The sequence below is a fragment of the Geomicrobium halophilum genome (genome assembly GCF_014207655.1).
Taxonomy (GTDB): Bacteria; Bacillota; Bacilli; order Bacillales; family Marinococcaceae; genus Geomicrobium; species Geomicrobium halophilum.
Map to the genome: position 1 here is coordinate 44,410 of NZ_JACHHJ010000003.1, position 24,954 is coordinate 69,363.

29 protein-coding genes are annotated in these 24,954 nt (G+C 43.4%); 5 read left to right on the forward strand and 24 right to left on the reverse strand.

The window, feature by feature from the left end; all coding sequences use genetic code 11:
* Positions 1-129 precede the first annotated feature (129 nt).
* The 3 genes from dapF to HNR44_RS10660 form a co-directional block, all read right to left on the reverse strand.
* Positions 130-984, reverse strand: coding sequence for a diaminopimelate epimerase (dapF, locus tag HNR44_RS10650; protein WP_184404261.1), 855 nt, complete (start codon positions 982-984; stop codon positions 130-132).
* Positions 985-996: 12 nt separating this feature from the next.
* On the reverse strand, positions 997-1,236 hold the full coding sequence (locus tag HNR44_RS10655) for a hypothetical protein (protein ID WP_184404263.1): 240 nt from the start codon (positions 1,234-1,236) through the stop codon (positions 997-999).
* A 205-nt stretch (positions 1,237-1,441) separates the two neighbouring features.
* The gene (locus HNR44_RS10660) at positions 1,442-1,678 is read right to left on the reverse strand and encodes a YuzB family protein (protein WP_184404264.1); all 237 of its coding nucleotides are present in this window, start codon (positions 1,676-1,678) and stop codon (positions 1,442-1,444) included.
* A 410-nt stretch (positions 1,679-2,088) separates the two neighbouring features.
* On the opposite strand from HNR44_RS10660, the gene HNR44_RS10665 reads away from it, so the two are divergent.
* Positions 2,089-3,165, forward strand: coding sequence for an NAD(P)/FAD-dependent oxidoreductase (locus HNR44_RS10665; RefSeq protein ID WP_184404265.1), 1,077 nt, complete (start codon positions 2,089-2,091; stop codon positions 3,163-3,165).
* A gap of 101 nt (positions 3,166-3,266) precedes the next feature.
* On the opposite strand, the gene HNR44_RS10670 is transcribed toward HNR44_RS10665, so the two are convergent.
* The gene (locus HNR44_RS10670; RefSeq protein WP_184404267.1) at positions 3,267-3,575 is read right to left on the reverse strand and encodes a DUF1462 family protein; all 309 of its coding nucleotides are present in this window, start codon (positions 3,573-3,575) and stop codon (positions 3,267-3,269) included.
* A gap of 137 nt (positions 3,576-3,712) precedes the next feature.
* Here HNR44_RS10670 and HNR44_RS10675 point away from each other — a divergent pair, with 137 nt between their 5' ends.
* Together HNR44_RS10675 and putP are read left to right on the forward strand one after the other, a co-directional pair.
* The gene (locus HNR44_RS10675) at positions 3,713-3,952 is read left to right on the forward strand and encodes a NifU family protein (RefSeq protein WP_184404268.1); all 240 of its coding nucleotides are present in this window, start codon (positions 3,713-3,715) and stop codon (positions 3,950-3,952) included.
* 398 nt (positions 3,953-4,350) lie between these two features.
* The gene (putP, locus tag HNR44_RS10680) at positions 4,351-5,862 is read left to right on the forward strand and encodes a sodium/proline symporter PutP (RefSeq protein WP_184404678.1); all 1,512 of its coding nucleotides are present in this window, start codon (positions 4,351-4,353) and stop codon (positions 5,860-5,862) included.
* Between the two features lie 62 nt (positions 5,863-5,924).
* Here the strand turns inward: putP and thrB are convergent, their stop codons facing one another.
* From thrB to yutH, 4 genes are all read right to left on the reverse strand, one after another.
* Positions 5,925-6,842 (reverse strand): homoserine kinase, encoded by a 918-nt coding sequence (gene thrB, locus HNR44_RS10685; protein WP_184404269.1) that lies wholly within the window; start codon positions 6,840-6,842, stop codon positions 5,925-5,927.
* Positions 6,835-7,905, reverse strand: a complete 1,071-nt coding sequence (thrC, locus tag HNR44_RS10690; protein ID WP_184404270.1) for a threonine synthase — start codon at positions 7,903-7,905, stop codon at positions 6,835-6,837. Before thrC ends, thrB begins: the two co-directional genes overlap by 8 nt.
* Positions 7,871-9,208 carry a homoserine dehydrogenase gene (locus HNR44_RS10695; RefSeq protein ID WP_184404271.1) on the reverse strand — a complete coding sequence of 446 codons (1,338 nt, stop codon included), beginning with the start codon at positions 9,206-9,208 and terminating at the stop codon, positions 7,871-7,873. The genes thrC and HNR44_RS10695 overlap by 35 nt, the downstream gene beginning before the upstream one ends.
* A gap of 127 nt (positions 9,209-9,335) precedes the next feature.
* Positions 9,336-10,346, reverse strand: coding sequence for a spore coat putative kinase YutH (gene yutH, locus HNR44_RS10700; protein ID WP_184404272.1), 1,011 nt, complete (start codon positions 10,344-10,346; stop codon positions 9,336-9,338).
* A gap of 176 nt (positions 10,347-10,522) precedes the next feature.
* Between yutH and HNR44_RS10705 the strand changes: the two genes are divergently transcribed.
* On the forward strand, positions 10,523-11,011 hold the full coding sequence (locus tag HNR44_RS10705; protein WP_184404273.1) for a phosphatidylglycerophosphatase A family protein: 489 nt from the start codon (positions 10,523-10,525) through the stop codon (positions 11,009-11,011).
* 2 nt (positions 11,012-11,013) lie between these two features.
* On the opposite strand, the gene HNR44_RS10710 is transcribed toward HNR44_RS10705, so the two are convergent.
* The 5 genes from HNR44_RS10710 to lipA all read right to left on the reverse strand — a co-directional run bounded on the left by HNR44_RS10710 (position 11,014) and on the right by lipA (position 14,978).
* Positions 11,014-11,793, reverse strand: coding sequence for a TIGR01457 family HAD-type hydrolase (locus tag HNR44_RS10710; RefSeq protein WP_184404274.1), 780 nt, complete (start codon positions 11,791-11,793; stop codon positions 11,014-11,016).
* A 4-nt stretch (positions 11,794-11,797) separates the two neighbouring features.
* Positions 11,798-12,247 (reverse strand): DUF86 domain-containing protein, encoded by a 450-nt coding sequence (locus HNR44_RS10715; RefSeq protein WP_184404275.1) that lies wholly within the window; start codon positions 12,245-12,247, stop codon positions 11,798-11,800.
* Between the two features lie 140 nt (positions 12,248-12,387).
* Positions 12,388-13,443, reverse strand: coding sequence for a tetraprenyl-beta-curcumene synthase family protein (locus tag HNR44_RS10720; RefSeq protein ID WP_184404276.1), 1,056 nt, complete (start codon positions 13,441-13,443; stop codon positions 12,388-12,390).
* A gap of 263 nt (positions 13,444-13,706) precedes the next feature.
* Positions 13,707-13,979, reverse strand: coding sequence for a YutD family protein (locus HNR44_RS10725; RefSeq protein ID WP_184404277.1), 273 nt, complete (start codon positions 13,977-13,979; stop codon positions 13,707-13,709).
* An 87-nt stretch (positions 13,980-14,066) separates the two neighbouring features.
* On the reverse strand, positions 14,067-14,978 hold the full coding sequence (lipA, locus tag HNR44_RS10730) for a lipoyl synthase (protein ID WP_184404278.1): 912 nt from the start codon (positions 14,976-14,978) through the stop codon (positions 14,067-14,069).
* A 156-nt stretch (positions 14,979-15,134) separates the two neighbouring features.
* Between lipA and HNR44_RS10735 the strand changes: the two genes are divergently transcribed.
* Entirely contained in the window at positions 15,135-16,127 is a 993-nt protein-coding gene (locus HNR44_RS10735; RefSeq protein ID WP_184404279.1) for a M23 family metallopeptidase, read from the forward strand.
* A gap of 50 nt (positions 16,128-16,177) precedes the next feature.
* On the opposite strand, the gene HNR44_RS10740 is transcribed toward HNR44_RS10735, so the two are convergent.
* The 11 genes from HNR44_RS10740 to HNR44_RS10790 all read right to left on the reverse strand — a co-directional run bounded on the left by HNR44_RS10740 (position 16,178) and on the right by HNR44_RS10790 (position 24,854).
* Positions 16,178-17,533, reverse strand: a complete 1,356-nt coding sequence (locus HNR44_RS10740; protein ID WP_184404280.1) for a sodium-dependent transporter — start codon at positions 17,531-17,533, stop codon at positions 16,178-16,180.
* A gap of 428 nt (positions 17,534-17,961) precedes the next feature.
* Positions 17,962-18,819 carry a sporulation protein YunB gene (yunB, locus tag HNR44_RS10745; protein ID WP_246407334.1) on the reverse strand — a complete coding sequence of 286 codons (858 nt, stop codon included), beginning with the start codon at positions 18,817-18,819 and terminating at the stop codon, positions 17,962-17,964.
* Between the two features lie 169 nt (positions 18,820-18,988).
* Entirely contained in the window at positions 18,989-19,477 is a 489-nt protein-coding gene (locus HNR44_RS10750) for a dihydrofolate reductase (protein ID WP_221434285.1), read from the reverse strand.
* A gap of 13 nt (positions 19,478-19,490) precedes the next feature.
* Positions 19,491-20,447: a thymidylate synthase gene (locus HNR44_RS10755; RefSeq protein WP_184404281.1), complete on the reverse strand. Its 957-nt coding sequence runs from the start codon at positions 20,445-20,447 to the stop codon at positions 19,491-19,493.
* Positions 20,448-20,509: 62 nt separating this feature from the next.
* The gene (locus tag HNR44_RS10760; protein ID WP_184404282.1) at positions 20,510-20,815 is read right to left on the reverse strand and encodes a YunC family protein; all 306 of its coding nucleotides are present in this window, start codon (positions 20,813-20,815) and stop codon (positions 20,510-20,512) included.
* A 114-nt stretch (positions 20,816-20,929) separates the two neighbouring features.
* Positions 20,930-22,339 (reverse strand): bifunctional metallophosphatase/5'-nucleotidase, encoded by a 1,410-nt coding sequence (locus tag HNR44_RS10765; protein WP_184404283.1) that lies wholly within the window; start codon positions 22,337-22,339, stop codon positions 20,930-20,932.
* A 9-nt stretch (positions 22,340-22,348) separates the two neighbouring features.
* Positions 22,349-23,212 carry a DUF72 domain-containing protein gene (locus HNR44_RS10770; protein ID WP_184404284.1) on the reverse strand — a complete coding sequence of 288 codons (864 nt, stop codon included), beginning with the start codon at positions 23,210-23,212 and terminating at the stop codon, positions 22,349-22,351.
* Between the two features lie 294 nt (positions 23,213-23,506).
* Positions 23,507-23,728: a GrpB family protein gene (locus HNR44_RS10775; protein ID WP_246407337.1), complete on the reverse strand. Its 222-nt coding sequence runs from the start codon at positions 23,726-23,728 to the stop codon at positions 23,507-23,509.
* A 153-nt stretch (positions 23,729-23,881) separates the two neighbouring features.
* Positions 23,882-24,049 carry a hypothetical protein gene (locus HNR44_RS10780; protein ID WP_184404285.1) on the reverse strand — a complete coding sequence of 56 codons (168 nt, stop codon included), beginning with the start codon at positions 24,047-24,049 and terminating at the stop codon, positions 23,882-23,884.
* A 120-nt stretch (positions 24,050-24,169) separates the two neighbouring features.
* On the reverse strand, positions 24,170-24,361 hold the full coding sequence (locus tag HNR44_RS10785) for a hypothetical protein (protein WP_184404286.1): 192 nt from the start codon (positions 24,359-24,361) through the stop codon (positions 24,170-24,172).
* A gap of 193 nt (positions 24,362-24,554) precedes the next feature.
* Positions 24,555-24,854 carry a DNA-binding protein gene (locus HNR44_RS10790; RefSeq protein WP_184404287.1) on the reverse strand — a complete coding sequence of 100 codons (300 nt, stop codon included), beginning with the start codon at positions 24,852-24,854 and terminating at the stop codon, positions 24,555-24,557.
* Between the last annotated feature and the right edge of the window lie 100 nt (positions 24,855-24,954).

Below are 24,954 nucleotides of genomic sequence, written 5' to 3' on the forward strand. Positions count from 1 at the left end.
GGGGCCATCCTGGCTTTGGATGGGGTAAGATCTTAACAGTTTATCGTAGTATTAAGATTACCAACGAAAGCGATTTCCGTCAATAGTATTCTAAACATTCATTCAAAATCCAGATAGCTGTCTGCAATATCAGTAAAGAACGCCTTCGCAAATGGTTACAGCAGGCCCCCTCATCCATACATGGCTATCCTTTGAAGACCATTTAATCGTCAAATCACCGCCCGGAAGATGGACCACCACCGACTCATCTTTGGAAGACTTTCCATTTAAAATCGCTGCCACAACCGCCGCACAAGCCCCGGTTCCACAAGCTTGTGTAACCCCGCTGCCCCGTTCCCACACGGCAAAATCAATTTCATTTGTTGAGAGAGGAGCAATAAATTCAACGTTTGTACCTTCTGGAAATAAACCAGCTTTCTCGATTACCGGCCCCAGCGAGTGAACCGGCGCTTGCACAACATCTTCTACAAATAATACCGCATGGGGATTGCCCATCGATACGGCTGTTAAGGTATAATCTACGCCTTCAATGTTTTCATTTGAATCAATGACCTTTGCGTCTGGTCTTCCCAACATCGGTATATATTGACGTTCGAATTGAGGAGCCCCCATGTCTACGGTTACTTCGGACACACTTTCAAGATCGTCGGCGAGATGGACTTCAGCTTCAACCACACCACCTAACGTTTCTATTGAAAATTTCTCTTTCTTTACATACTGATGTTCATAGACATATTTCGATACACAACGCAGGCCATTTCCACAATTTTTTGCTTCAGAGCCATCGTTATTAAACACACGCATTCGGACATCGGCGACCTCAGAAGGGAGTATAAGAATCAATCCGTCTGACCCAATCCCTGTATAAGGGTTTGAGACCCTAATTGCTAATGTTGGAAGTTCCGATTCATCAGGTATTGGCTCATTACACCCATCTATATAAATATAACTATTCCCAAGCCCATGCATCTTTGTAAAATTCATTCCAATGGCCCCTCACTTTCGTAGACGTTCTGTGGTCCAGAAATAATCATCATCCGCGTCTAAAATGGTTAAGTTATAATTACAACATGGCATAATAAGGTTCGTCTTCACACCATTAAAGGCATTATCAAGTTGCTCTTCTTTCATATATGTGAGTACATTTTCCGCTTTGCAATTCGGGCATTCATCAAAATAAATATCATCTTGGACTCGCTCATATGGCCAGGTGTTCTCAAATGGGATTAATTCCATGATGACCGCCTCCTTGTTTGCCAGTATAGCGAAAAACCTGAATTCGTCAATCATTGGATTTTCATTTGTCTCATTTCCCGGGAAATACTCGAATCATGAATGTTAGGTTTATTTTTTGTATTTTATAGCGAATCCCATGAATTGGAAGTCATTTATAACGAGTGAAAAAACGCATGCAAGGGATCTCCATGCATGCGTGCTTCTTCTATATCATACCTTCTTCTTCAAGAAAGGAATAAATATTGGCGAGCAGTTCATCGTTATCTGCGCCGGTGATAACTTCACCATCTACGAGGGCGTAAGAATTTTCGGCACAACTTGTACAAAATCCTAAACAACCATACTCGACGACTTCAAGGTTCGGATCCTTTTCTAATGCTTCCAGCACAGGATGGGTTCCGCTAGCCAAGTTACTCATACAGAACTCGACAATAGGAAACATTAATCTCACCTTCCATGTTGAAACTCCCATCAGGCTTGTTTTACATATAGCCAGCATCAATTAATGGTAGCGTCTTTCACGTCTTTCGTCAACAAGTTCGATTTAATAAAGGGCCATGAATCCTCCTTCTGCCTTAGCCCAATTGTTGTCATCGATCGGCATAATCGTTATAATTTAAGAGGTGTCATTATGTTTTTATCAAATCATTCACCAAACATGATTCATTAGCTTAACAACTTTCTATTGAAGTGCGTGTTCAAAAAGGGTAGAAGCAAGCTGATGCAGAATTTCGACGGCTATTTTTCCCGGACTTTTTGGACATCCTCTTTAACGATCCATTAATAAAATCAGGAGGCTAAGGAGTTTGCCTTCAAGAAAAACACGATTTTTAAATGAAGGGGTACTCATGTATGCGAAAACTTGTAATATTGGGCGGCGGTTATGGTGGAATGAAAGTGATGCAACAACTATCTGCTAAAGATATTCCCCATGATTATGAAATCGTCCTTGTCGATAAACTTCCATATCACTGTTTAAAAACCGAATATTATGCACTGGCAGCCGGGACAGAATCCGATCATGAGATTCGTGTACCTTTTCCTAAACATGTACGCAGACAGTATGGGAATGTACAAAACATCGATCTCGATAACAAGAAAATAACCCTGTCCAATGATACGAAAGGGGAAACCCTCGAGTTTGACAAACTCGTTATTGGACTCGGAGCAGAAGATAAATATCACGGTGTACCTGGAGCATCAGAACATACATTTAGTATCCAAAGCATGGAAGAAACTCGCCGTACATATGAAGCCATTAGCAACCTTCCTCCCCGATCCAGCGTTTCTGTCGTTGGCGCCGGCTTGTCTGGGGTGGAGCTTGCAGCAGAGTTACGCGAAAGCCGTCATGATTTAACGGTTCGTTTATTTGACCGTGGCGAGACCATTTTACCGATGTTTCCAAGGCGATTAAGTAATTATGTAACATCATGGTTTGAGAAACATGATGTTGAAATCATTAGCAACTCCGATATTACCCGTGTTGCTGAAAGCGCCCTCTACAACCACGATGAACGCATTACATCAGATGCAGTGATTTGGACAGCGGGTGTTCAACCAGTGCAAGTGGTTCGTGATTTAAACGTTGAAAAGGACCGTAAAGACCATATTATACTAACAAAACACCACCACATACCGGGATATCCTGATGCTTTTGTGGTCGGGGATTGTGCCAGTCTCCCTTATGCTCCGAGTGCTCAACTTGCTGAAAAACAGGGTGAGCAAATTGTAAGTATACTGAAAGCTCAATGGAAGGGCGAAGAGCTTCCAAGTTCGATGCCAGAAATGAAACTCAAAGGAACGTTGGGATCACTTGGCAAGAAAAAAGGGTTTGGAATGATGGGTGAAAAAGCAGCCGTGACCGGCCGCGTGGCTCGCCTCTTAAAAAGCGGTGTCTTATGGATGTACAAGTATCATTCCGGTGTTTGACACTCCACAGCTAAAAAATGGGAGTCTGAAGTATACAACCTTCGCCATCCATGTCTGTTCTAACGTAAAGCAGCTCATCAAAATGTGAGCTGCTTTCTTTTTTAGGCACTGTCTGTCAGTTCATCTAGCTTGGCATAGATCACTTTCAGTTTCGGATTTCCTTCGGCAACAATATTCCCATTAATTGTAACTAATGGATAAAAGCGATCATTTTCGATGATTTCTTTTGAAAATTGCTCATGCCCTTTTTTCGGATGTTCAATATCGATATATTCAAACTTAATATTTTGATCCGAATATTTTCGTTGTAGCAGTGCTTCCAACCATTCCTTTGTTTCCCATGCTGATGGCAGATTTACGCAGCTCGCGCATTTTTTTTCTGCCCCATAGATCGTTACCATGATTGACATATAAACGCCCCCTATCTATACTTATTGTACAATGAATCAGCCAGTTAGACACCACCTTTAACAAAAGGATAAACCGGAATCATGGATTTTTAACAGTCAGGGTACTATAATGGGTGTTAAAGAAAGGAGTGTTTACGATGACAGAAGCAGTAGACATCACCGGTCAAGTTCAAGAAGTACTTGAAAAGCTACGTCCTTTCCTTCTCCGTGACGGAGGCGACGTGGAATTGGTTGGAATTGAGGATGGCATTGTAAAAGTACGTTTGATGGGTGCATGCGGCACTTGCCCGTCATCAACGATTACATTAAAAGCAGGTATAGAACGGGCACTCATCGAAGAAGTGCCAGGAGTCGTGGAGATTGAGCAAGTATTTTAATAGAGCGGAAACACCATATGATGATCCCCGGGCCATGCTCGGGGTTTTTTTCAGGAAATATTCCTGTTATCAAAAATTCTAAGCTTTTTACTACATAAATGGTACTAGCGGGAACGATCTTCTTCTATAATTGTCATAAGACGTGTGCAAAAGAAAAAATGTAGCTTCGAGATCCCAGCTTGTCCTACACATGCAAGGCGACGGTTTTAGCCAATTTCTTAAAAGCAGACAGCTATTTCTCCGGACTTTTTGAACACCCTTTAGACTCATTCAGACAAGGAGGTAAGACATGGAAGGTTTACCACTTACCACGTGGTTTTGGCTCGTTATCCCTATGTCCTTAACCGTTGTTCTATCGTTTATCAGTTTGATGCTGGAAAGGAGGAAATCACGTGGGAATTGAAATTCCAACTCTGATTACATTTCTCGTTTATTTAGTAGGACTCGCGATTTGCGGGATCATTTTCTTTCGTTTAACGACAAATTTATCGGATTATGTCCTCGGAGGGCGGAGGCTTAACGGCTGGGTTGCCGCGTTAAGTGCAGGCGCCTCAGATATGAGTAGTTGGATTATCATCGCTTTGCCCGGAGTCATGTATTTAAACGGCATGAGTGAAATATGGCTGCCAATTGGACTTACGATAGGGGCTTACCTCAATTGGCAAATCCTTGCGAAGCGTTTACGGAGATATACTGAAATTGCCAAGGATTCGATCACGCTACCCGATTACTTAGAGAACCGATTTCGTGATCGCAGCAAAATATTACGTATGATTTCTGCTATTTTTATTTTAATTTTCTTTACTTTTTACACCTCGTCTGGACTGGTAGGAGGCGCTCTGCTGTTCTCAAATTCATTTGGATGGGAATACCAAACCGCCTTATGGATCGGTGCTACTGCCATTATCTCCTATACATTTTTAGGTGGTTTTCTTGCGGTCAGTTATACCGATTTCTTTCAGGGTGTTTTAATGCTCATCGCGCTCATCGCTGTACCTATCGTCGCAGTTTCTCAGATGGGGGGGTGGGAAGCATCCGTTGCATCTGTAGCCGAAATTGACCCCGCCTATTTGGATGTGTTTACCGGGACATCCGGTATCGCTATCGTTTCATTGCTTGCATGGGGGCTAGGGTACTTTGGACAGCCTCATATCATTACGCGTTTTATGGCGTTACGATCTGAGAAAGAAGTTCCAAAAGCCCGTCTTGTCGGTATAACATGGATGACCATTTCTTTGTTTGGGGCTATTTTCGTAGGGTTTTTCGGTATCGCCTATTTTCAAGGCATTGGCCCTGGCTCTCCTTTGGAGAATGAAGAGCTGGTTTTTATTCTGTTTAGTCAAGTGTTGTTTGACCCTTGGATTGCCGGCATTTTACTTGCGGCGATTCTTTCCGCGATTATGAGTACCATTGACTCCCAGCTTCTCGTTTCTTCCAGCGCACTTGCCGAAGACTTTTATAAAGGATGGTTGCGTCCAAGCGCGTCTTCCAAAGAGCTCGTTTGGGTTGGCCGTTTTGGTGTCCTTTTGATTGCCTTATTGGCTACTCTCATCGCAATGGATCCTGAAAGTACCGTTCTTGAACTCGTAGAATACGCCTGGGCTGGGTTTGGTGCAGCATTTGGACCTGTAATGCTATTCAGTGTCTTCTGGCGTCGAATGACCGCTTGGGGTGCAATCGCCGGGATTGCAACAGGGGGCCTAACGGTCATTGCATGGCAATTCTTAGAAGGTGGTTTGTTCGACTTGTACGAAATCATTCCAGGCTTCTTGTTGGGAAGCTTAGCCATTATTGTCGTCAGCCTTCTGAATAAACGTCCATCCGATGAGGTTCTTGCAGAATTTGATTTTGTTGATCAGGCCACCTACGATGAAAAAAGTAAAAAGTATATCATAAAAAACGAAGGCTGATTCATTTAAAAAATATAGCGGCACGAACAGGTTCTCATGTTCATGCCGCTATTATACGTTCGTTATAAAGAAGCCACGGATTTGTTCTCATAACTAATCAAAGAGCCATCAATAGCGGGCTTTGCTGAGACTACATAATAATCCGGATAGTCGGCCTGCAGCGAAGCAGAAATGTCCTCTCCGCGGCCGAGTGGAGCCAGACATAGAACCGTCGGCCCTGCACCGCTTAGTGCAGCACCATATACGCCGTAATCCTTAACATCATGCAGTGCGTGTGAAAGTCCGGGGATAAGTTCTCCTCGATAGGGATGGTGATAGCGATCATCACCCATCATTTCTCCTACAAGAGGCCAATTCTGTGTCATTAGAGCGGCAACGAGTACATTCCCGCATGCTCCCGCTTGAACAGCGTCCTGATATTTCAGCTGCTCCGGCAATACCTGTCTTGCCTTGGATGTGAGCAACTCGTCACTTGGAATCATCAATACAAGATCAACTTCTGGGACTTGTTGAGCGACAACCCGAGTTTTACAGTCGGTGTGCATTCCTACGGTGAGCCCGCCGTATAGGCATGCCCCTACATTGTCAGGGTGGCCTTCGATTACGCTGGCAAAGCGTAACTTTTCTTCTTTTGTCAGCTCTAGATCCCCCAATTGATCTCCAAGTTCGATCGCCGCGATAATGGCAGCAGCGCTGCTCCCAAGTCCACGTGCCAGTGGAATATCAGATGACATGTGGACATGACATGGGGGCAGAACTTTTTTCTTCGTCGCGGCTAATGCACGTGCGACTTTGTACACCATATTATCTTTTCCAGTAGGGATACCTTCCAAGTGCTCCGAAGAGGATGTAAACTGCCACGCGTCTGCCTCATAGACCTCTAACGTTAGATATCGGTCGATCGCCAGCCCAATTGAATCAAACCCTGGACCGAGATTTGCTGAACTTGCAGGTACGGTGATCGTTAACTTTTCACCCATGAGACATCTCCTCCTTGTGCAAGCGGGAAAGAAAAGAAGCTGTTTCGTTAGGAATTCGCACGGGTGAAATCTCGTTTGTATCAAGGGCTGTCGCCGGATCCTTCAAGCCGTTTCCTGTAAGAACACAGACAACAGTGCTTCCTTTTTCAATATCACCAGCTGAGATTTTTTTCCGTAAGCCCGCAAGTGATGCACATGATGCCGGTTCTGCGAATACTCCCTCCGCTTGAGCAAGACCGCGATATGCAGCAACGATTTCATCATCACTGACGGCATCAAACCCACCGCCAGCGTGTTCGACAGTATTTAACGCGTTCTGCCAACTGGCTGGGTTGCCAATCCGAATCGCTGTGGCAAGCGTATCCGGCTGAGGAATGATTTCATTTCGAACAATTGCGGCTGAACCTTCCGCTTCGAACCCAAACAAACGCGGTTGGCCTGTGCCGTGTGCTGCATCGTATTCTTTAAACCCTTTTCCATAAGCCGTAATATTACCAGCATTTCCGACTGGAATGCACAGAATATCCGGTGCTTCCCCTAAAACATCACAAATTTCAAAGGCTCCGGTTTTCTGCCCTTCAATCCGGTAAGGGTTCACCGAGTTTACAAGTGTGACATCTTCCTTTTCACTTACGTCTTGTACCATTTTGAGAGCTTCGTCAAAATTGCCTTCAATCTCAAAGACCTCTGCCCCATACATGCTCGCTTGCGCAAGCTTTCCGAGCGCCACTTTCCCCTCTGGAATCACTACGATCGTACGCAGGCCAGCACGAGTTCCATAAGCAGCTGCTGCCGCTGAGGTATTGCCGGTGGAGGCACAAATAATTGCTTTACTTCCTTCTTCCTTCGCTTTCGCAACCGCCATCACCATTCCCCGGTCTTTAAAGGAACCAGTTGGGTTAACTCCTTCTGTTTTGACGTAGAGGTTTACACCCCATTCTTCCGATAACGACGGGAGATGAATGAGAGGGGTGCCACCTTCTTGAAGAGAGAGCATAGGCGTCTCCGTTGTCATGGGTAAATAATTTTTATACAAATGCAAGATCCCTTTGTTCGGGGACATCGGATTCGCCTCCTTCTACGCGATAGCGGCTTTTTATGGCTTTCACAACATCCAGGCCGGCCATATCATCCATAATCTTTTCAAAGATAGCGCGATTTGTTTCATGTGTAACCATCACGACTTCCGCTAAATCTTGTGAATCCAGAGGTTGCTGGATAAGCTTTTCAAAACTTACATTGTTCGATGTAAATACAGATGTCAGTCTTTTGAAGGCCCCTGCAACGTCATGGACATGAGCCCGGACATAGTATTTTGCATAAATGTCCTCAGGTTCTTTCAAAACCGTCTCTTCATTGATGGTTGGAGCCACTTGGGCTTTCCCCGTCCCCAAACGCACCTGGCGGATGACACTTACGACATCTGAAACGACCGCTGTAGCTGTTGGAAGTGCGCCTGCACCCGGCCCATAGAACATCGTCTCTCCTACAGCCTCTCCATATACATAAACCGCATTGTACTCGTCATGAACGGCGGATAGCGGATGTTCTTCGGGGATAAAGACAGGTTCCACAGAAACCTCTACACCTTCATCACTTCTTGACGCAAGTCCAATAAGTTTCAACGTATAGCCCAATTGTTGACCAAACGCAATATCCTCAGCAGTTACTGTGGACATCCCTCTTAAGTAAACGTCATCTAACTGGACAGATGCTGAAAAGCCAAGACGGGCTAAAATGACCATTTTCCGAGCAGCATCCAACCCTTCAACATCAGCGGTTGGGTCACTTTCAGCAAATCCTTGATCTTGCGCCTGTTGCAACGCTTCTTCGTAATTCAGGCCTTCACGCGTCATTTTCGAGAGCATATAATTGGTAGTGCCATTGACAATGCCCATCATTTTTGTAATCCTGTCTGAAGCCAAACCTTCCGTAAGGGATCGCAAGATCGGAATGCCTCCGGCCACACTTGCCTCATAAAGCAGCTCACAATGATTGGCAGCTGCAATCTCTAACAACTCATCTCCATGCAGGGCGATGAGATCTTTATTGGCAGTAACAATATGCTTTTTATTCTTTAATGCTTTCTCCATATGTTGCTTAGCTTCATCGATCCCACCCATTACTTCAATGACGAGGTCGATTTCAGGGTCCTCGAGCACATCTTCTGCATTTAATGTCAACATATCCGAATCCAAGTTCCCATCGCGATTCTTTTCTAAATCACGTACGAGCACTTTACGGATTTCCACATCAGCAACTCCCGTTTTTGCGATCAATTCTTTTTTATGATTTTCTAAAATATGGATTATACCGCTGCCAACAGTACCTAACCCTAATATTCCGATCGAAATTTTATTACTCATTTTACTCCCACCCCTTTACCTATACCGCCGCCATATGTTCATCAGAGGTATACAATTGTCTTTTTCCTACGGACATTATAGAGCTTACTCGTAGAAATAACAAGGGGTATTATGAAAATACATGTTTTTACCCCGTAAAAATTCTTTTTGCAAACCAATGCCCATTTGCCGTTACTGGAAATGCATCAAGTAAACATTGGGAAGCATAGTTCATATAACGCTCTTCCCGGTCGAGTTCGGCTTCAAATTGTAATACACCCTCATTGATATCCGCTTCTTTTGTTCTTTCATTTAGATAGTGTGCTTCCATTAATTCAACATAGGTGATGGGAAAGAGCAATCTAGCTCCAATTAACGCCCACGTTTGTTCTTGAAGCGGCTGTCCGCCTGAATAATCCTCCAGAAATTCAGCTGCTGAAGAAGGGTCGTCTTTTTCATAACAATATCGTAGACATTCCCCTAGATCCCGGGAAGGATGATCATACACAAACGCTAATGGATTCTTCACCTGTGTACAATGTTGATCTGCAACCAGCCAAGTCCCTGGTGTAAAACGAATGTGATTCACGGATCCATCATACGACCCAAGAAGATGCTCCTGGCCTTCCTCAACAAGCCATTGCATGGCTGTTTCGGCACGCCCCAAATAATAAGGAAATGTATATAAAAATTTTTCATCGAAAGCTGTTTTTTCTGGCCTACGATCGACCGTTGCATGGAAGCTTTCCAGCTGGTCAATACGTGTCTCCCAAAGAGAAAGCCACCGCCCTTGTAAATGGAGATCCGTACGGTTAGGCACCCATCCCCTGCTGGATTCATGAATAAGCGCCAGTGTTTTTCCATCACTCATAGCCGTACGTTCTTCTGCCCCCGGCATCTGAAAAAGGAGTTGTTGCACACCATCGACCCGTGAAATCGCTTTGCCATCTATCCCTGAAACGAGTTCTGCAAACTGTTGGATCCCAGTGCTTTTTAGACGCTCTGACCAATCCAGCTGCACCCATATGTTATCCTGTTTACGGGGACAAGGCATAAGAACATAATAATCATTCCTAGAGCGGAAACCTTCATAGGAACCAATCTGAAACTTTTCATCACAATAAAGCCCATACTGATCATAAATATTTCTTTCAAACATAGTTGCCACCCCCATCTTCCTACATGTGTATGGGAAAGACAAGCGATGTAGTCATGTGTAATCACTCACTGATAAGGGAAGGGAAAGGAAAGGAAGAATGAAAATGAAACGATGAGTTCCTTTCATAAAAAAAATGAATATGCTTATGCTAGAGAGGATTGGAAGGAGAGAAAAAAATGAAGAAAATAACAACCGATCAAGCCATTGAAACGCTAGAAGAACGAGGGGTAACCGTAGATGATCTCGTTGATCTCGTCTACGAATTGCAATCGCCTTATGTTAAGAACTTAACCCATGCAACATGCAAATTCAACGTGATGCGCGTCCTAGGTAAACGCGAAGTACAAAATGCGCTCTTAACCGGGATTGAGCTTGATCGTCTTGCCGAGAAAGAAAAACTGAGCTCACCTTTGCAGGAAGTTGTCGCTGCAGATGAGGGTTTGTATGGGATCGATGAAATTATTGCTTTGGCCATCGTTAACGTCTATGGTTCCATAGGAATGACAAACTTTGGTTATGTAGACAAAATAAAACCAGGCATCATTGCTAAGCTCAACGAACATGCAGAGGGGAAATGCCATACGTTTCTCGATGATATTGTAGGAGCCATTGCAGCCGCAGCCTCTAGCCGCCTTGCTCACTCCAATGAGGGACTCGAAGACTAAGGCTATTCACCAAGCAATTTTTGTTGTAGATGGACAACGGAATGAGTCGGCTGAACCTCTTTTTTGGCTAGTTCTTGTTTTGACGTAACACCAGTTCCTACATGCAAAGTGGGAAGTCCTGCGCGGATGCCTGCAAGAATGTCCGTATTATAATTGTCACCAACCAGCAAAGTATTGGACTTCGCTGTTCCCAAAGCCGCCAACGCTTGCTCTACGATCCACGATTCAGGTTTTCCAATAAACGTTGGCTTCGTAGCGCTTGCTGTTGCAATTGCGGCTACAATAGATCCATTCCCTGGCATATATCCTTGCTCCGTCGGAAGAGCTTCATCCCCGTTTGTCGCTAGCAAGATCGCGCCATTACACAGTGCTTTTTGAGCTTTTGCCAGTTTTTCATACGTAAATGTTCGATCAATACCAACAATGACGGCATCAGGATGTTCATCCGTAAATTGGACACCAATTTCCTCCAACGCTTGGATTAACCCGCGCGAACCAATCACATAGGCGCTCACAGACTGCCCCCTCCAATGTTTACGTACATAAGCAGCCATGCCCATGCTGCTCGTATACACATGCCGGGCCGTTGCCTCCACGCCCATCCGCTTTAAATTCTCAGCTACCTCTGCTGCCGTTCGTGAAGAATTATTCGTTAAAAACATATAAGGGATCTGCCTCTCAGAAAGGGCACGTATAAAACTACGGCTTTCCTCAATTACTTTTTTTCCTCTATAAATCGTGCCATCCAAATCAATTAAGTAGCCTTGGTAAGATGCAAGCATCTAATCACCTTTCCTCTTTAGGTAAGAAAGCCGAAACAGGACCAAGCTCTTTCTCAAGATAATCCCGAACCGCTTCCGGAAATGCTGCCATTTCTAATTGTTGGTCACGTAAGGTTGCTTCGATCGCCTCATGATCGATATTTAAATAATCCCTCACCAACACCTTTCTCCATGTAAGAACTGCTTGTAACGCTTCTGCACCTGATTTTGTAATCACTTTTTCATCTTCTAAAATATCAATAATATCACTATAACTTCCGGGATCACGCATGATAAATCCATCAATCATTTGATTACCGACATCAATCATCGCTTCCAGCCAATTCTGAGTGATTCGCTCCAATGCCAATTGCGTAAGCGGCCCGGACCAATCCAAATTCCCTTGAAAATGACCCAATAATTGCTCCATGTACTCCAATCTTTTTTCGATTAACGAACGGTCAACAAAGTACATCCCCCGTTCACCTCCTTTATACTTTCAAGCTATTATACCAGAAGTCATTTCTCATGTTCATTAAACTCGAAAAAGCCATCGCACATACATGCATGAATGCGATGACAATAAAGGATGAGGTTCGCTAACTTACTTCAAAGCTAAGAGGTTTGCCGGTACATCCAACTATTCAGGTAGAAGAAGGCTGTAGGTAAGCCGCCGAACCTTATAAAACGTTTAGCGGTTCTTTTCAATTCCTTGTCCTCCTGAACTTTTTTATCGGAAAGATACATTGCGATCAGACCTTTATTAATCAGCTGGTGAAATTTCCAATCCGGCAAGCTCCGAATGCTTTCGTCTGCTTTTTCTTTTACATAACGAATGCGCTCAACCATTTGTTCTTCATTTTCATAGTAAAAAACAAAATTTAAATCGTCCTCTTCCCGGTCTTCTTCTTGGTCAATAAAATAATCAAGCATAATATGCAGCCCTTGTACCCAAGGGAAATATCCTTTTTTAATGTCATTGACTTCTTTGGAAAGCATGCGATCGTGTGATGCATAAGCAGCAAGGCAAAAAACACCCAGTGTAGAACCTGCACAAGCAGAGAATTCATACCAAGTCATAGAAGGAAGGTCATTCTTGTGCATCGAAAACCAGTTTTCCAATCGTTCCACTCGTTTTTCTTTTTCAATATGTTTATAGACCTGTAAATCACAATAATAGCCTGCCAATTGCTGCATCGCCTTTTGTACATCGAGAAACCCCGGAAGTTCTTCCAAAACCTCTCGACACGTCTTAACCAGAGACGTCAAATACCCGCCATCGTCTTGATCTTCGCGGTACTTGTAATAGTTTTCAGTTCTTTCTCCGGGTGTTAAGGCATGATGCATGGATTGATGAAGGGACCGGAAATCTCTTTCCTCTAAGGAAGTGCTTCGGTCACAGAGGTTATCTAAATAATCACTAATCGTTTGATAAGCGACAATAAACCGAATCACTTTCCTGCCTTCATCACCCGCTAGTAAGCCATAGACCGCTCCGCCTTCACAATGGAAAGCCTTCTTTTCTATACTGGCCAGCGCCTGTTCTCGCAGTTCGTCATTCGGAATCGTTTCTGCTTTCTGTCTCCATCCATCTAAATATTCATGTGCCAGAGGGAGCACTTCCCGGTTAATTCTATACAGCAGTGTCCATGGTTTCGTAGGAACTTTCAAGGCAGACTCTCCTTTGCACGTTTCATCTCTCTTATAGTATGTCCCCTTCCTTTCTATACATAACTAAAAAATCCTGCCTTAATGGTTTCTTCATTCCGACCATAGTTCCCAAGAAAATAAAATTGGAAAAACTGCCGCCTCAGCCTGCGGCTCTTTAACGAGAACAAATTTAACGGGAATATTAGAAAACTTGGCTTTTCGCCAAGCTTTTATGGTGAAAGCCTTACCTGCATAAAAAACCACCAGGGTCTCTGATGGTTTTGTTACTTCACTTTTTTTAGAATAAAATACGGGCATTCAAAATTACAGTATTCATATAAATAATCATAGATGGTGCTTACCTTGGAATCGATGGCAGCTTTTTTATGCCCATCATGATAAAAACCCCGCAGCCGCAGCTGCTCATGGCCCCAGTCTCCGACAATATAGTCGTATTTATTGAGAATCTCACTGTAACGAGCGATGAATGCCTCTTCATCCCAGCCGGATTTCGACTCTTCGACAAGCTCAAATTGCTGATTATCTATTTCAACCATGCTCGTCACCTCTTCACCACGGTCTAGCCCCGATTGGTTCAGGCACAAGAGGGAAAGCCACAGTTGCAAACCCCTGCTTCCTGACTTTTACACAGGTGTCTGGTACTTCGCAGCTTCTTTCCATACCTGCGCTTTATTTACTTGCTCATCAGCATGATAGGAAGACCTCACGAGCGGACCCGCTTCGCAATGGCTAAAGCCTTTTTTCATCGCAAGTTCCTTAAATGCTTCGAATTCATCAGGCGTATAATACTTCTGAACGTCTAGGTGCTTTTTTGTCGGTTGCAAGTATTGCCCGATCGTCATGATATCCACATCGTATGCACGCAAATCATCCATAACTTCCTCGATCTCTTCAGGAGTTTCCCCGAGACCAATCATTAGGCTGGACTTTGTCGGGATATCCGGATGCAGCTCTTTGGAATAGCGGAGAAACTCCAAAGAACGATCATAGGTTGCACGTGCACGTACTTTTTTCGTTAAACGCCGTACCGTTTCGATATTGTGATTCAAAATGTTCGGCCGTGCCTCCATGAGTGTTTTCAAATTATCATGCAATCCCATCATATCCGAAGGCAAAACTTCTATGGTCGTAAGTGGATTACGGCGGCGGACAGCTCGGATGGTCTCCGCATAGATGGTTGAGCCCCCGTCTTTAAGGTCATCCCTTGCAACGGCAGTGATCACGACGTGTTTCAGACCCATTTGCTCCACAGATTCTGCGACACGTTCCGGCTCTCCCCAATCAAGCTCATTTGGAAGCCCTGTCTTCACTGCGCAGAACCGGCAACCTCGTGTACATACATCTCCAAGAATCATAAAGGTAGCGGTTTTTCTCACCGCCCAGCATTCATGAATATTTGGGCATCGCGCTTCTTCGCAAACAGTATGTAGGTTTTTCTCGCGCATCATTTTCTTGAGCCCGCGATAAGATTCATTTGTATTTAAATTTATTTTCAACCAATCAGGCTTGCGAATATGTTCTTGTTTTTTCGCCATATCATCACATCCCTTTATCATTACTTTAACACGATGGGGTCCTTCACTCCAAGCGATTGGTGGAAATTCCCTGAAGATGACAAGATTGGCACTTATATTCCTGTGTATGATTCTCATATTAAGTAAAGGTGATTAATGTCAGAGAGGAGAAGTGTTATGAAGGTTAAAGCTCTCCCGATCGTTTTACTCGTGATTGGGCTTACATTTACCTTCACCCCCAACATTGAGGCAGCGGATGACAACGATCAAAACGAAGATGCTGAGCGCATGATTTTGTACAAGGAAATGGATGGAATAACCCATGTACCATGGTATTGGCTGGCTGCTATTGATGCCCATGAACGTGGCCTGAACGTGGCCCGTAATGATCGAGAAGAAAATGAAGGCCTCATCGATATTTACTACTCGCCTCGAGACTGGGTAGGAGCACTAAATCCAGATCTTGAAGATAATGACTCTGAGCGTATTAGTATTTTCGGGGGTGTTGGCCTTGATGGAGATGCTGACGGAATAGCGGACCGAAAAAGTGATCGGGACGTTCTTTATACGGTGGCACGCCAGATTTCTTCATATGGCTATGATGATGAAAACATCCGAATCGCACTCTGGGATCGTTACCAACGTGATCAAGCTGTTCGAATCATTAGTGGGCATGCGAAAATTTTTAAAGAATATGGAACCATCGCTTTAGATGACTCGGCCTTTCCAGTGCCCTTGAATTACAACTACACGTACAATAGTACATGGGGGGCTGCACGGGGGTGGGGTGGACGCAGGATCCATGAAGGAACGGATATTTTTGCCGGCCATAGTACGCCTGTACGAGCGACGAAATACGGTATTGTAGAATTACAAGGCTGGAATACGTACGGCGGCTGGCGAATCGGGATTCGCGACACCGACAATGTCTATCACTATTTTGCCCATCTAAGCAGCTTTGCGGACGGCATTGAAGAAGGAGCGATTGTTGAACCTGGAATGGAAATCGGAAAAGTAGGAAGCTCAGGATATGGAAAACCCGGAACGGAAGGGAAATTCCCCCCACATTTACACTACGGGCTCTACCGGGATAACGGTTACTCGGAATGGTCTTTTGATCCATACCCATCGCTTAAGTCCTGGGAAAAAAAAGAACGGGAAAATAGCTAAGGCAAAAAACGGCGCATCACACTACGTGTGTGGCGCCGTTTCCATATAACTTATGCCTCAATACCAAAGAAGTTTGCTAGTAAAATAATGATAATCATAAGTGGGGCAACAAACCGTATGAGGATAAGCCATAATTTTGCAATCACCGGATTTTTAAAATCAGCCTCCTCGAATGCAACTCTGCTTCTCCATCCCCATCCAACAAAGAGGACGACGATTAAACCTCCGATCGGAAGGAAGTAACTATCTGTAATTAAATCGACAAAGTCAAGGAAAGGTTGACCTGCAATAAGGAAGTCCGAGAGCGGCCCCCCTTGACTTAATGCAGATGGAATACCCAACAACGTAATCAGAGCACCGACGATGATGGCAGCTTTCTTCCGGTTCATGTTAAACTGTCGAATCGCAAAGGATATACTGACTTCTGCTAAAGAAATCGCTGACGATAACCCGGCGATAAAGACGAGGAAGAAGAAAAATATCGCAAAGAATGTGCCTCCGGCAGCCATTTGATTAAACACTTCCGGTAAAACAACGAAGATTAAGGTTGGTCCCTGGTCCGCTTCCATGCCGATGGTGAACACGGCTGTAAATATAGCGACCCCTACAAAGATCGCAAAAAGAGTATCTAGCAGCACGATTCTTGTCGCTGTCCCCGGCAAACGACTTCCTGTTTCCCGTGAAAGATAACCTCCAAATGTAACCATGATCCCCATACCAAGAGATAGCGTAAAGAATGCCTGACCAACAGCTGCTAAGTACAAACCTGGATCTCCTAATGCACTCCAATCAGGGACAAACAGGAAGGATAATCCTTCAGCAGCGCCATCCAATGTAAGTCCATAACTCGCTAAAATAATAAGGATGACCGCAAGCAATGGCATAAAAATTTTATTACTTAACTCAATTCCCTTTTGAACACCAAAATACAGAATACCTACAATAATGACCATGACTACAATCTGCCAAATGACAGGAAGAAATTCGTGTCCGATAAATGCACCGAAGAAGTCACCTACTGCTCCGGTCTCCACTTGTTGAACATTTCCGAACAAGTAACTAAAGAAGTAATACATAACCCAACCGGTAATGACAGCATAAAAGGAAACGATAAGAAACGAGGTAATCACACCAAGCCAGCCACCAATCACCCACGGTTTAGAAGAAGCCGTTTTGGCAAAAGATCCGACAGCATCCAACTGCCCCCGTTTTCCAATAGAAAATTCCGCAATCATCGTTGGTAAACCGATAATCAAAACACAGATAAGATAAACAATTAAAAATGAAGCCCCTCCATACTCACCTGTAATATAGGGAAAACGCCAAATATTTCCTAAACCAACTGCTGAACCTACCGCAGCTAAAGTAAAACCTAGGCGCGTTGCCCACTGTTCCCTACCTTGCATCTAATGACCCCCTCATACAAGAATATTTATAAAATTATAATTAAAATATGAGGAAATGTCAAAAATATGTATACAAATTTAATTCCTTCCTCCCTTTTTTCGTACGTGTTCATCAAGAAGGACATAAGGAGGCGTAATCCGAAAGTGGCAACCTTTGAGCACTCAAGGCAAGCTTGTCGCTATACAACCCCCCTCGCAAAAATGGGTTTCGATTAGATTAATGGTCATTAAAGAAGATGTTCAAAAAGTCCGGGAAAATAGCCTTCGAAAATTGCTGCACTTATAGAACGCAGACACAAGTCTCAAAGAAATATCACCGCTATCTTCCCGGCTTTATAGTGATCTAATACACGATCGCTGAATCACATTCATTGAACCTACAAGAAGGCCCACTTCCAATGGTGACCTTTTATTTCAGGCACTCTGCACTAGTTGCTCCCTGTATTCGGCGATTCTTCTTGAGTCATATCCCCAGCGTCCGGATCCTGCATTTCCACTCCCTCTTCTTCCCCACTCGGAGTAATGGCTGGAATCGGCATGCCGCCCCCTTCTCCATAATATTGAGGAACTTCTCCCGGCACAAACACCATGCCAACGGGGACAGAAGTTTCTACAGTATCTACCTCTGTGCCAAAAGGAATAACGACTTGAACGTCCATTTCAATTAACAAGCTAATCCTTAACCACGTATTATTAATCCCTACGTTTTCTATACGTTCTTCCATATCAGCCTCTACGTGACCGGTAGCTGAAAAGGTAACCGGTACTTGCGGACCGAGCTGGGCTAAAAGTGCGTTATTGGTTGCCATCCCGAGGGGAATATTATAAAAAGAACCTTCATCTGCACTATCCACACCTGAATCTTCAAATTCCTGTTCTAACTCAGGAGGGATTTCCCCATCTGTCATTCCAGCCTCAACATCTTCCATATAGTCGTGAATAATCTCGACCGCATCTTCAAGAACATGATTGTACACTGATGCATCAAAAGCTAAAGAGGAAATTTCACCATCTGCATCCGTCTCCATCAGCACAAGGTCATCCATATGCTCCTGATTCGTTAAATCTCCCGATACTGCTTGATTAATCGCATGCGTAGAAATTCTCTGCGCCTCTAATTTAGCGATCGTCATCAAGGGTGGGCGAATATGACGGTCCACAAAATACAACCCCTGTGCGGTTAAAAATATAAAAATAACAATCGAAATGAGTAAAACATAGCGAAAAGGGAGCGGCCCGCCGCCCCGGCGCTGTTTTCTCACCATCGCAGTTCGCTTCAAAGCCATTCCTACCCCTCCCTTTTAGATTTATATGCAAAAAAGGACGGGTTAACCGTATTTTTTGAGAGCAAACGTTGACGATTTGATGAGAGCAGCCTAATAAGGTGACACAAAATAATCCACAAGGTTCGCGAAACTTCTCACTGGAACCTTGTGGATATGTTAATAAGTTTGTTCATTTCCGTCGTTCATATATTTGAAACCAGTAATCATAGGGGTTTTTTTCATCCTTACTGCCCTTTTCTTTCCACATCAACTGCCATTCATCCACATTATACTGTGGAAAAAAGCGATCAACTTCAAATGACTCATCAATATAAGTAATATAGAGGCGATCAGCATAAGGGAAGGCCTGCTCATACACATCACTTCCACCGAAGATCACCCATTCCTCACCTTCCCGTTCATTGGCTTCAATGACCTCTTCAAGGGAATGCATCACCTCAACACCCTCTGCCTTAAAATCTGCACGATGAGTTAAAATGATATTTCTACGCCTCGGCAAAGGACGCCCAATCGCTTCAAAAGTGGGACGCCCCATAACAATCGTCTTCCCGATGGTGTTTTTTTTCAAAAAAGCAAGGTCTGCAGGCAAATGCCACGGCATCGCATTATTTTTCCCAATTCCACGGTTTCGATCGTGAGCAACAATCATTGATAACAATGTACTACCTCCCTTAGACAGCAATCGGGGCGCGAATAGCGGGGTGTGGTTGATAACCCTCTAATATAATATCGTCCATGTCTAAATCAAAGATCGAACGTTCCGGATGGGTTATCGAAATACTCGGTAACGCCCTCATTTCACGGGTCAATTGTTTGTGTGATTGCTCAACATGATTCTGATAGATATGGGCATCCCCTAACGTATGCACAAATGCCCCCACCCCAAGTCCACATTCTTGCGCGATGAGATGGGTAAGCAGTGCATAACTGGCAATGTTAAATGGAACGCCCAAAAACATGTCTGCACTCCGTTGATAAAGCTGACAGGAAAGTTTTCCATCTGCGACATAGAACTGGAACAATGTATGACACGGGGGCAGAGCCATAGCCGGAACATCTTCAGGATTCCAAGCGGAGACGATGAGGCGTCTTGAATTCGGGTTTCTTTTGATCATATCAATGACTTGTCCTAATTGATCGATCGTCTCACCCCAGGACGTTTTCCATGCGCGCCATTGCCGCCCATAGATATTGCCTAGTTCCCCGTATTGTGCCGCAAAATGATTATCGGTAAGGATCCGTTGCTTAAATGTTTCCATTTCCTGTTCATACACCTGGCGGAACTCTTCATCCTGCAAAGAACGGCGGCCAAAATCATGCATATCCGGCCCTTCATAATCACTGCTTTTTACATAGCGTTCAAATGCCCACTCATTCCAGATGTTATTATGATGTTGTAATAAGTAACGGATATTAGTGTCCCCTTTGATAAACCACAACAGTTCACTTTTAATTAAAGAAAAAGGAACCCGTTTCGTCGTTAACAAGGGAAACCCTTCACTTAAATCAAACCGTAACTGCCTTCCAAATGTGGAGAGGGTGCCAGTGCCTGTCCGGTCTGACTTTTGATCACCATTTTTAAGAATATCCAAGAGGAGATCAAGGTATTGTTGTTCGCTGTAACTCATTTTATTTCATCTCCTTTAGACAACGCTTCTGCGCCATGCACAGAAGCGTAAGCAACTCTTTCTTATTCCTGCATTCTCAATAAAGCTTCACGGCCAGTCATTCCGGCGTAAATCCCTCGGGACTCAGCCGCAAGCGTTACCGATTCTAACGGTGCCTCAAGCAATTGGTCTACCGTTCGTACACCAACAGCACGACCGGCCACAATGCCTCGATCTGCTAATTTTTCATTGAGTAATCCAACATCCAAAGCCCCGCACATAATATAACCAATGTCGTTCGTGACGGCCATAAAATTTGTTTTTGGGAGTTTCATCGTTACAGCCTGAAACCACATACCGTCCACATTAACTGGGGACATATCCAGCATGTCATTCACCCTTTCTAGACGTCTCACCCTATTGTATGAAGAGATGGTTATAATGTCCGGGCGAATTCATCAAACGTTTAATCAAACCTACGACCACCTCGATTAAACAAATGTTTATTTAACCGTCGGCTCTTCCTTTTTTAAGCCCCAGCCAAGCACGTCCCGTATAAACTCTGGCATATAATAATGTTTCTCTTTACTTGACGCGACTTCAGGATATAACGAGCCAAAGGTTAACATATCTGCTGTAGCCACATTGTAATCTTGATTTTCATCGATGTCCTCACCTTGGAAGGTAATCTTATTCACGCTATATGTCCCTTCAGGTGTTTTTTCGACTTCAACATCCAATCCGTCAAACACCATACGGCCAAGCTTATAACCGCGAAAACCATGGCCTTTCAAAGGAAGATGGATCATTTTCTCGGTAAAAGAATGGTGGATCGCTTCAATCAATTGGTACCCTTTCAATTTGACTACGCAAGGATTCACAGGATGAGGACAAATCCGATGTAATTGACCTTTTGTAATGGTACCTGGCCGTAACGATGCAAGTAAAAGTCCGGCATGAACCATTGCAATGTCAACCTGGCACCACGCTCTTAACTGCTGAACAAGGAACGTCGAGAACGATGAAGGTTCGGTCCAGGATATAGCAAGTGGTTCGTCACGAGTGGCAATAACTTCATCCAATGCATCATCTGCTTTTCGCTGTAAACTTTGCATTTTTTTCTCTGTGTGTTCGGAGTGAGGGAGATTCCCTTCCATCGACACAAGTGTCCCGGAACCTTTAATCATTCTTTTACTTTCTGAGTCATAAGTGATCGTCACTGCACCAATATGTGTCCCCAGTTTTCCCGTTTGCGTAATCATCGTTCCATCGACGAATGGGGCCGGGTCCAAACGATGGTGCGTGTGGGAACCAAGTATGAGGTCAACATCATACGAGGCTGCGATTTGCTCATCAAGAAACAATCCCAAATGGGAAAGAATAATTACAATATCAGCAGATTGCTGTAAACGAGGCAATTCTGCATCTAAAACTTCGAATGGATCTCGAATAACCCAGCCTAATTCGTGATAAAACGGATAAAACGGCGCGGTTAATCCTATCATGCCGATGTCAGGTCCTTGTGAAGATAACGATGTGATTAACGTCGGCTGAGCCCATTCCGGGCGATTTCCCTCTTGGGTATATAGATTGCTCAACAGAACATGAAAATTAGCAGGTGTATAAAGATGATCTAAACTTTTCTTCGGAAACGTGATACCTTCATTATTTCCAATCGTTGCGTATTGTACTGGTGATGCGTTCAGTAAATCAATGTTTCCCCTTCCTTGTGTTGCCTCCGTAATGGGATGTATTCGATCAGCGTGATCGCCTAAATCAAAGAACAGTGCATGTTCCCCGCGAGAATGGTGGCGCTGTTCCTGTTTTTCCATATAATGAACAATCTTCGGCCATTGCCTAAGCTGACTATGCAAATCATTGGTATGATAGATATATAATTGCTCTTCGGCCATGAATTGACATCACCATCCATCCCAGTTAAACAAGCTTAATTGTTGCGGTGCTAACCCCTTATAATTAAGATCTGCAAGCCTCATAAAGGTTTGCGCATTAGCAGCTGCATGTCTTCCTGAATTATTATTAAAAATAACGTAAACATCTTCACAGGCTTTTTGCAACTTCTCTGCATACTGTACCCATTCGGTTAGCTCATCTTCCCCATAATTGTATAAATAACGAACCGCTCTCCATTCCTCTCCCGAAGTTTCTTTCTGCCATCCTTGCACATTTCGTCCATGCAAACGAATAAGCGCTGCTTTAGAAGAGGTAACTTCAGGGATAATGGGAACCGACCCAACTCCTGCCTGTGGTTCATCGCAAACAGTATGAATGAATCCTAATCTGTTTAAAAAATCAATGGTACGTGCTCGATATTCAGAAGTAAACCAACTCTGATGGCGAAATTCAATCGCTACTGGTACATCATACAGCTTCCTCTTGAAATAGCGTAGTTTCTCGATATGATCTTTTTGGCAATCAAACCAGGGCGGGAATTGGCAAAGAACCATCGCCAGCTTTCCAGAATCAATAAGCGGCTGAATTGACTCACGATAAAGCGTAAACATCTCGTCCAAGCTTGCAAATGGGAGATTATCATTTGATTGCCCAGTCATGCCTTTGTAGGCTTTTACAACAAACCGAAAACGATCAGGTGTTTCATTGACCCACTTTTGATAATTCTTATGAGGTAGAATGGCATAATACGCACTATCGATTTCAACGGTCGGAAAAAAGCTTCCATATATTTGTAATTTATCGTTTTGTTGCACACCGCCAGGATAAAGGTCAGGGTGATCTCTCCAACCTGTAAGTCCTACTTGAATCATTTTCTTTCCATCACCCCTCTCACCCCTCTCCAATAAAAATTTTATCATGAGAAAGGTCAAAGAGCGATGTGAAAATCCATTCCTAGGTAAAAAAACCTCCCGCCTAAAACGAGAGGTCTATTCATGAACCGTTTCTTAACCGGTGGAACCTTCAAACTCGAAGCGGATTAATTTTGACTTTCAAATAAAATTATTCACCATAGACCAATTCATTCCTTGGTGGATATTGCCAAGGTACGTTATCTTTTTCATTAATAACGATTAATTCAAGGTATCGCATTCCATTTTCATTTCCTATTTTTCCCGATATCGGCATTCATGTTCCACTTGCAAGGCCGTTTTGCCAAGTACAGAGCGTATCCGGTAGGACTCTCTTTCAAATAGCTCAGGCCACCGTGAATCATATTCATGGAGGGTGATGGGCGCATTGTGAGATTTACGTTCTCCAACCGTAGCCTTCTGAAGATCTTCATCACTTTTTGGTGTTGAATTTGAATCATCCTGCCTCGATGGCAATTCATCCACCCCCCTCGTTCTCGTTATTATTTTTTGTTGCTTAAAATTTGAAAATGCCACAACTGTTGTAAACTTAAAATAGTCAGCTTCTTCTGACACAACTTTTATTCCACAAAAGCGCCCGATAATGGATTCACGGAAGATCCTGCCTTCTTAAAATAAAGTAAACCAAATCATTTGCAAAACATCTCTCGTAAATAAGTAAATAAAGGTAACAATCATCGCTGAAGGGAATGTAATAAGAATAAGCTTTCCGATGGATAATGACTCATATATCTCCACCAATCGGTTAAGAACAGAATTAAAATTTAACTCGTTCATAAGCGCCTCCTTTTATTTTATAATAACCGCAGTTACCTGATTGGTTATTATGAGTATGACAAGCGTTATCCTTTTTCAAGTTAGTTAAGCGCTCGATTGCGATAGCTTGGGTGGAATACCCTATGTATCAAAACTCAAACGATCCAATAAATCAAATAACCACTGTATATCAAAACCAAAAATATACGATAAGACTTGAATTGTAATCGCAATGGCTAAAATAGAAAAAAATATTATAGACATGCGTTTCCTTAAATTCTTTTTATATTCTTTTTTTGCATTTTGCCTAAGAGGATCATATTCATCTTGCAAAAATAAAAACCTCCTGTAATCTACTCCCTGTCAACCGGTTGTATTCTAAGGTTGTGCATTTACCTTTCTTGCATATAAACTGCGTGAATGATTGCTGCTACCCACAATATTGGTATAGATGCCGATTCTGGTACAACTTTTATTCTAATTAAAGCGCTCGTTAATGGTATTCAATTTGCATAGCAAAAAGAGTTTACTCTCCTATATTTTTTATCCATTCACGCAATTTTGCGCTCGGGTAATATACCTGTCCATTTATAGTTATATGTGGTATATCTGGGTATTCTTGAATTAGAGATCTTGCATCTTGCTTTGATAAACCGATGTAATAGTGTAGCTGGTTTTCTTTTATCAATTCTGGTGTTGTTTCACTAAACATTTCTTTAAAATTAAAATCATTGCCATTGGAACTTTTAAAGTTTTTTAGTCCATCACCTATGAAAAACGCTGCTGCTGCAAATCCTAGAGCTAAGAATAAAGATTCAGTTACCATATTATAAAGATTCCTCCATTTTTTAATATCCCTATAATAACCCTAAAGCACTCACTTAATCCACATAATTGCCCTATCCAAAAGGACGCACTTGTTCAAT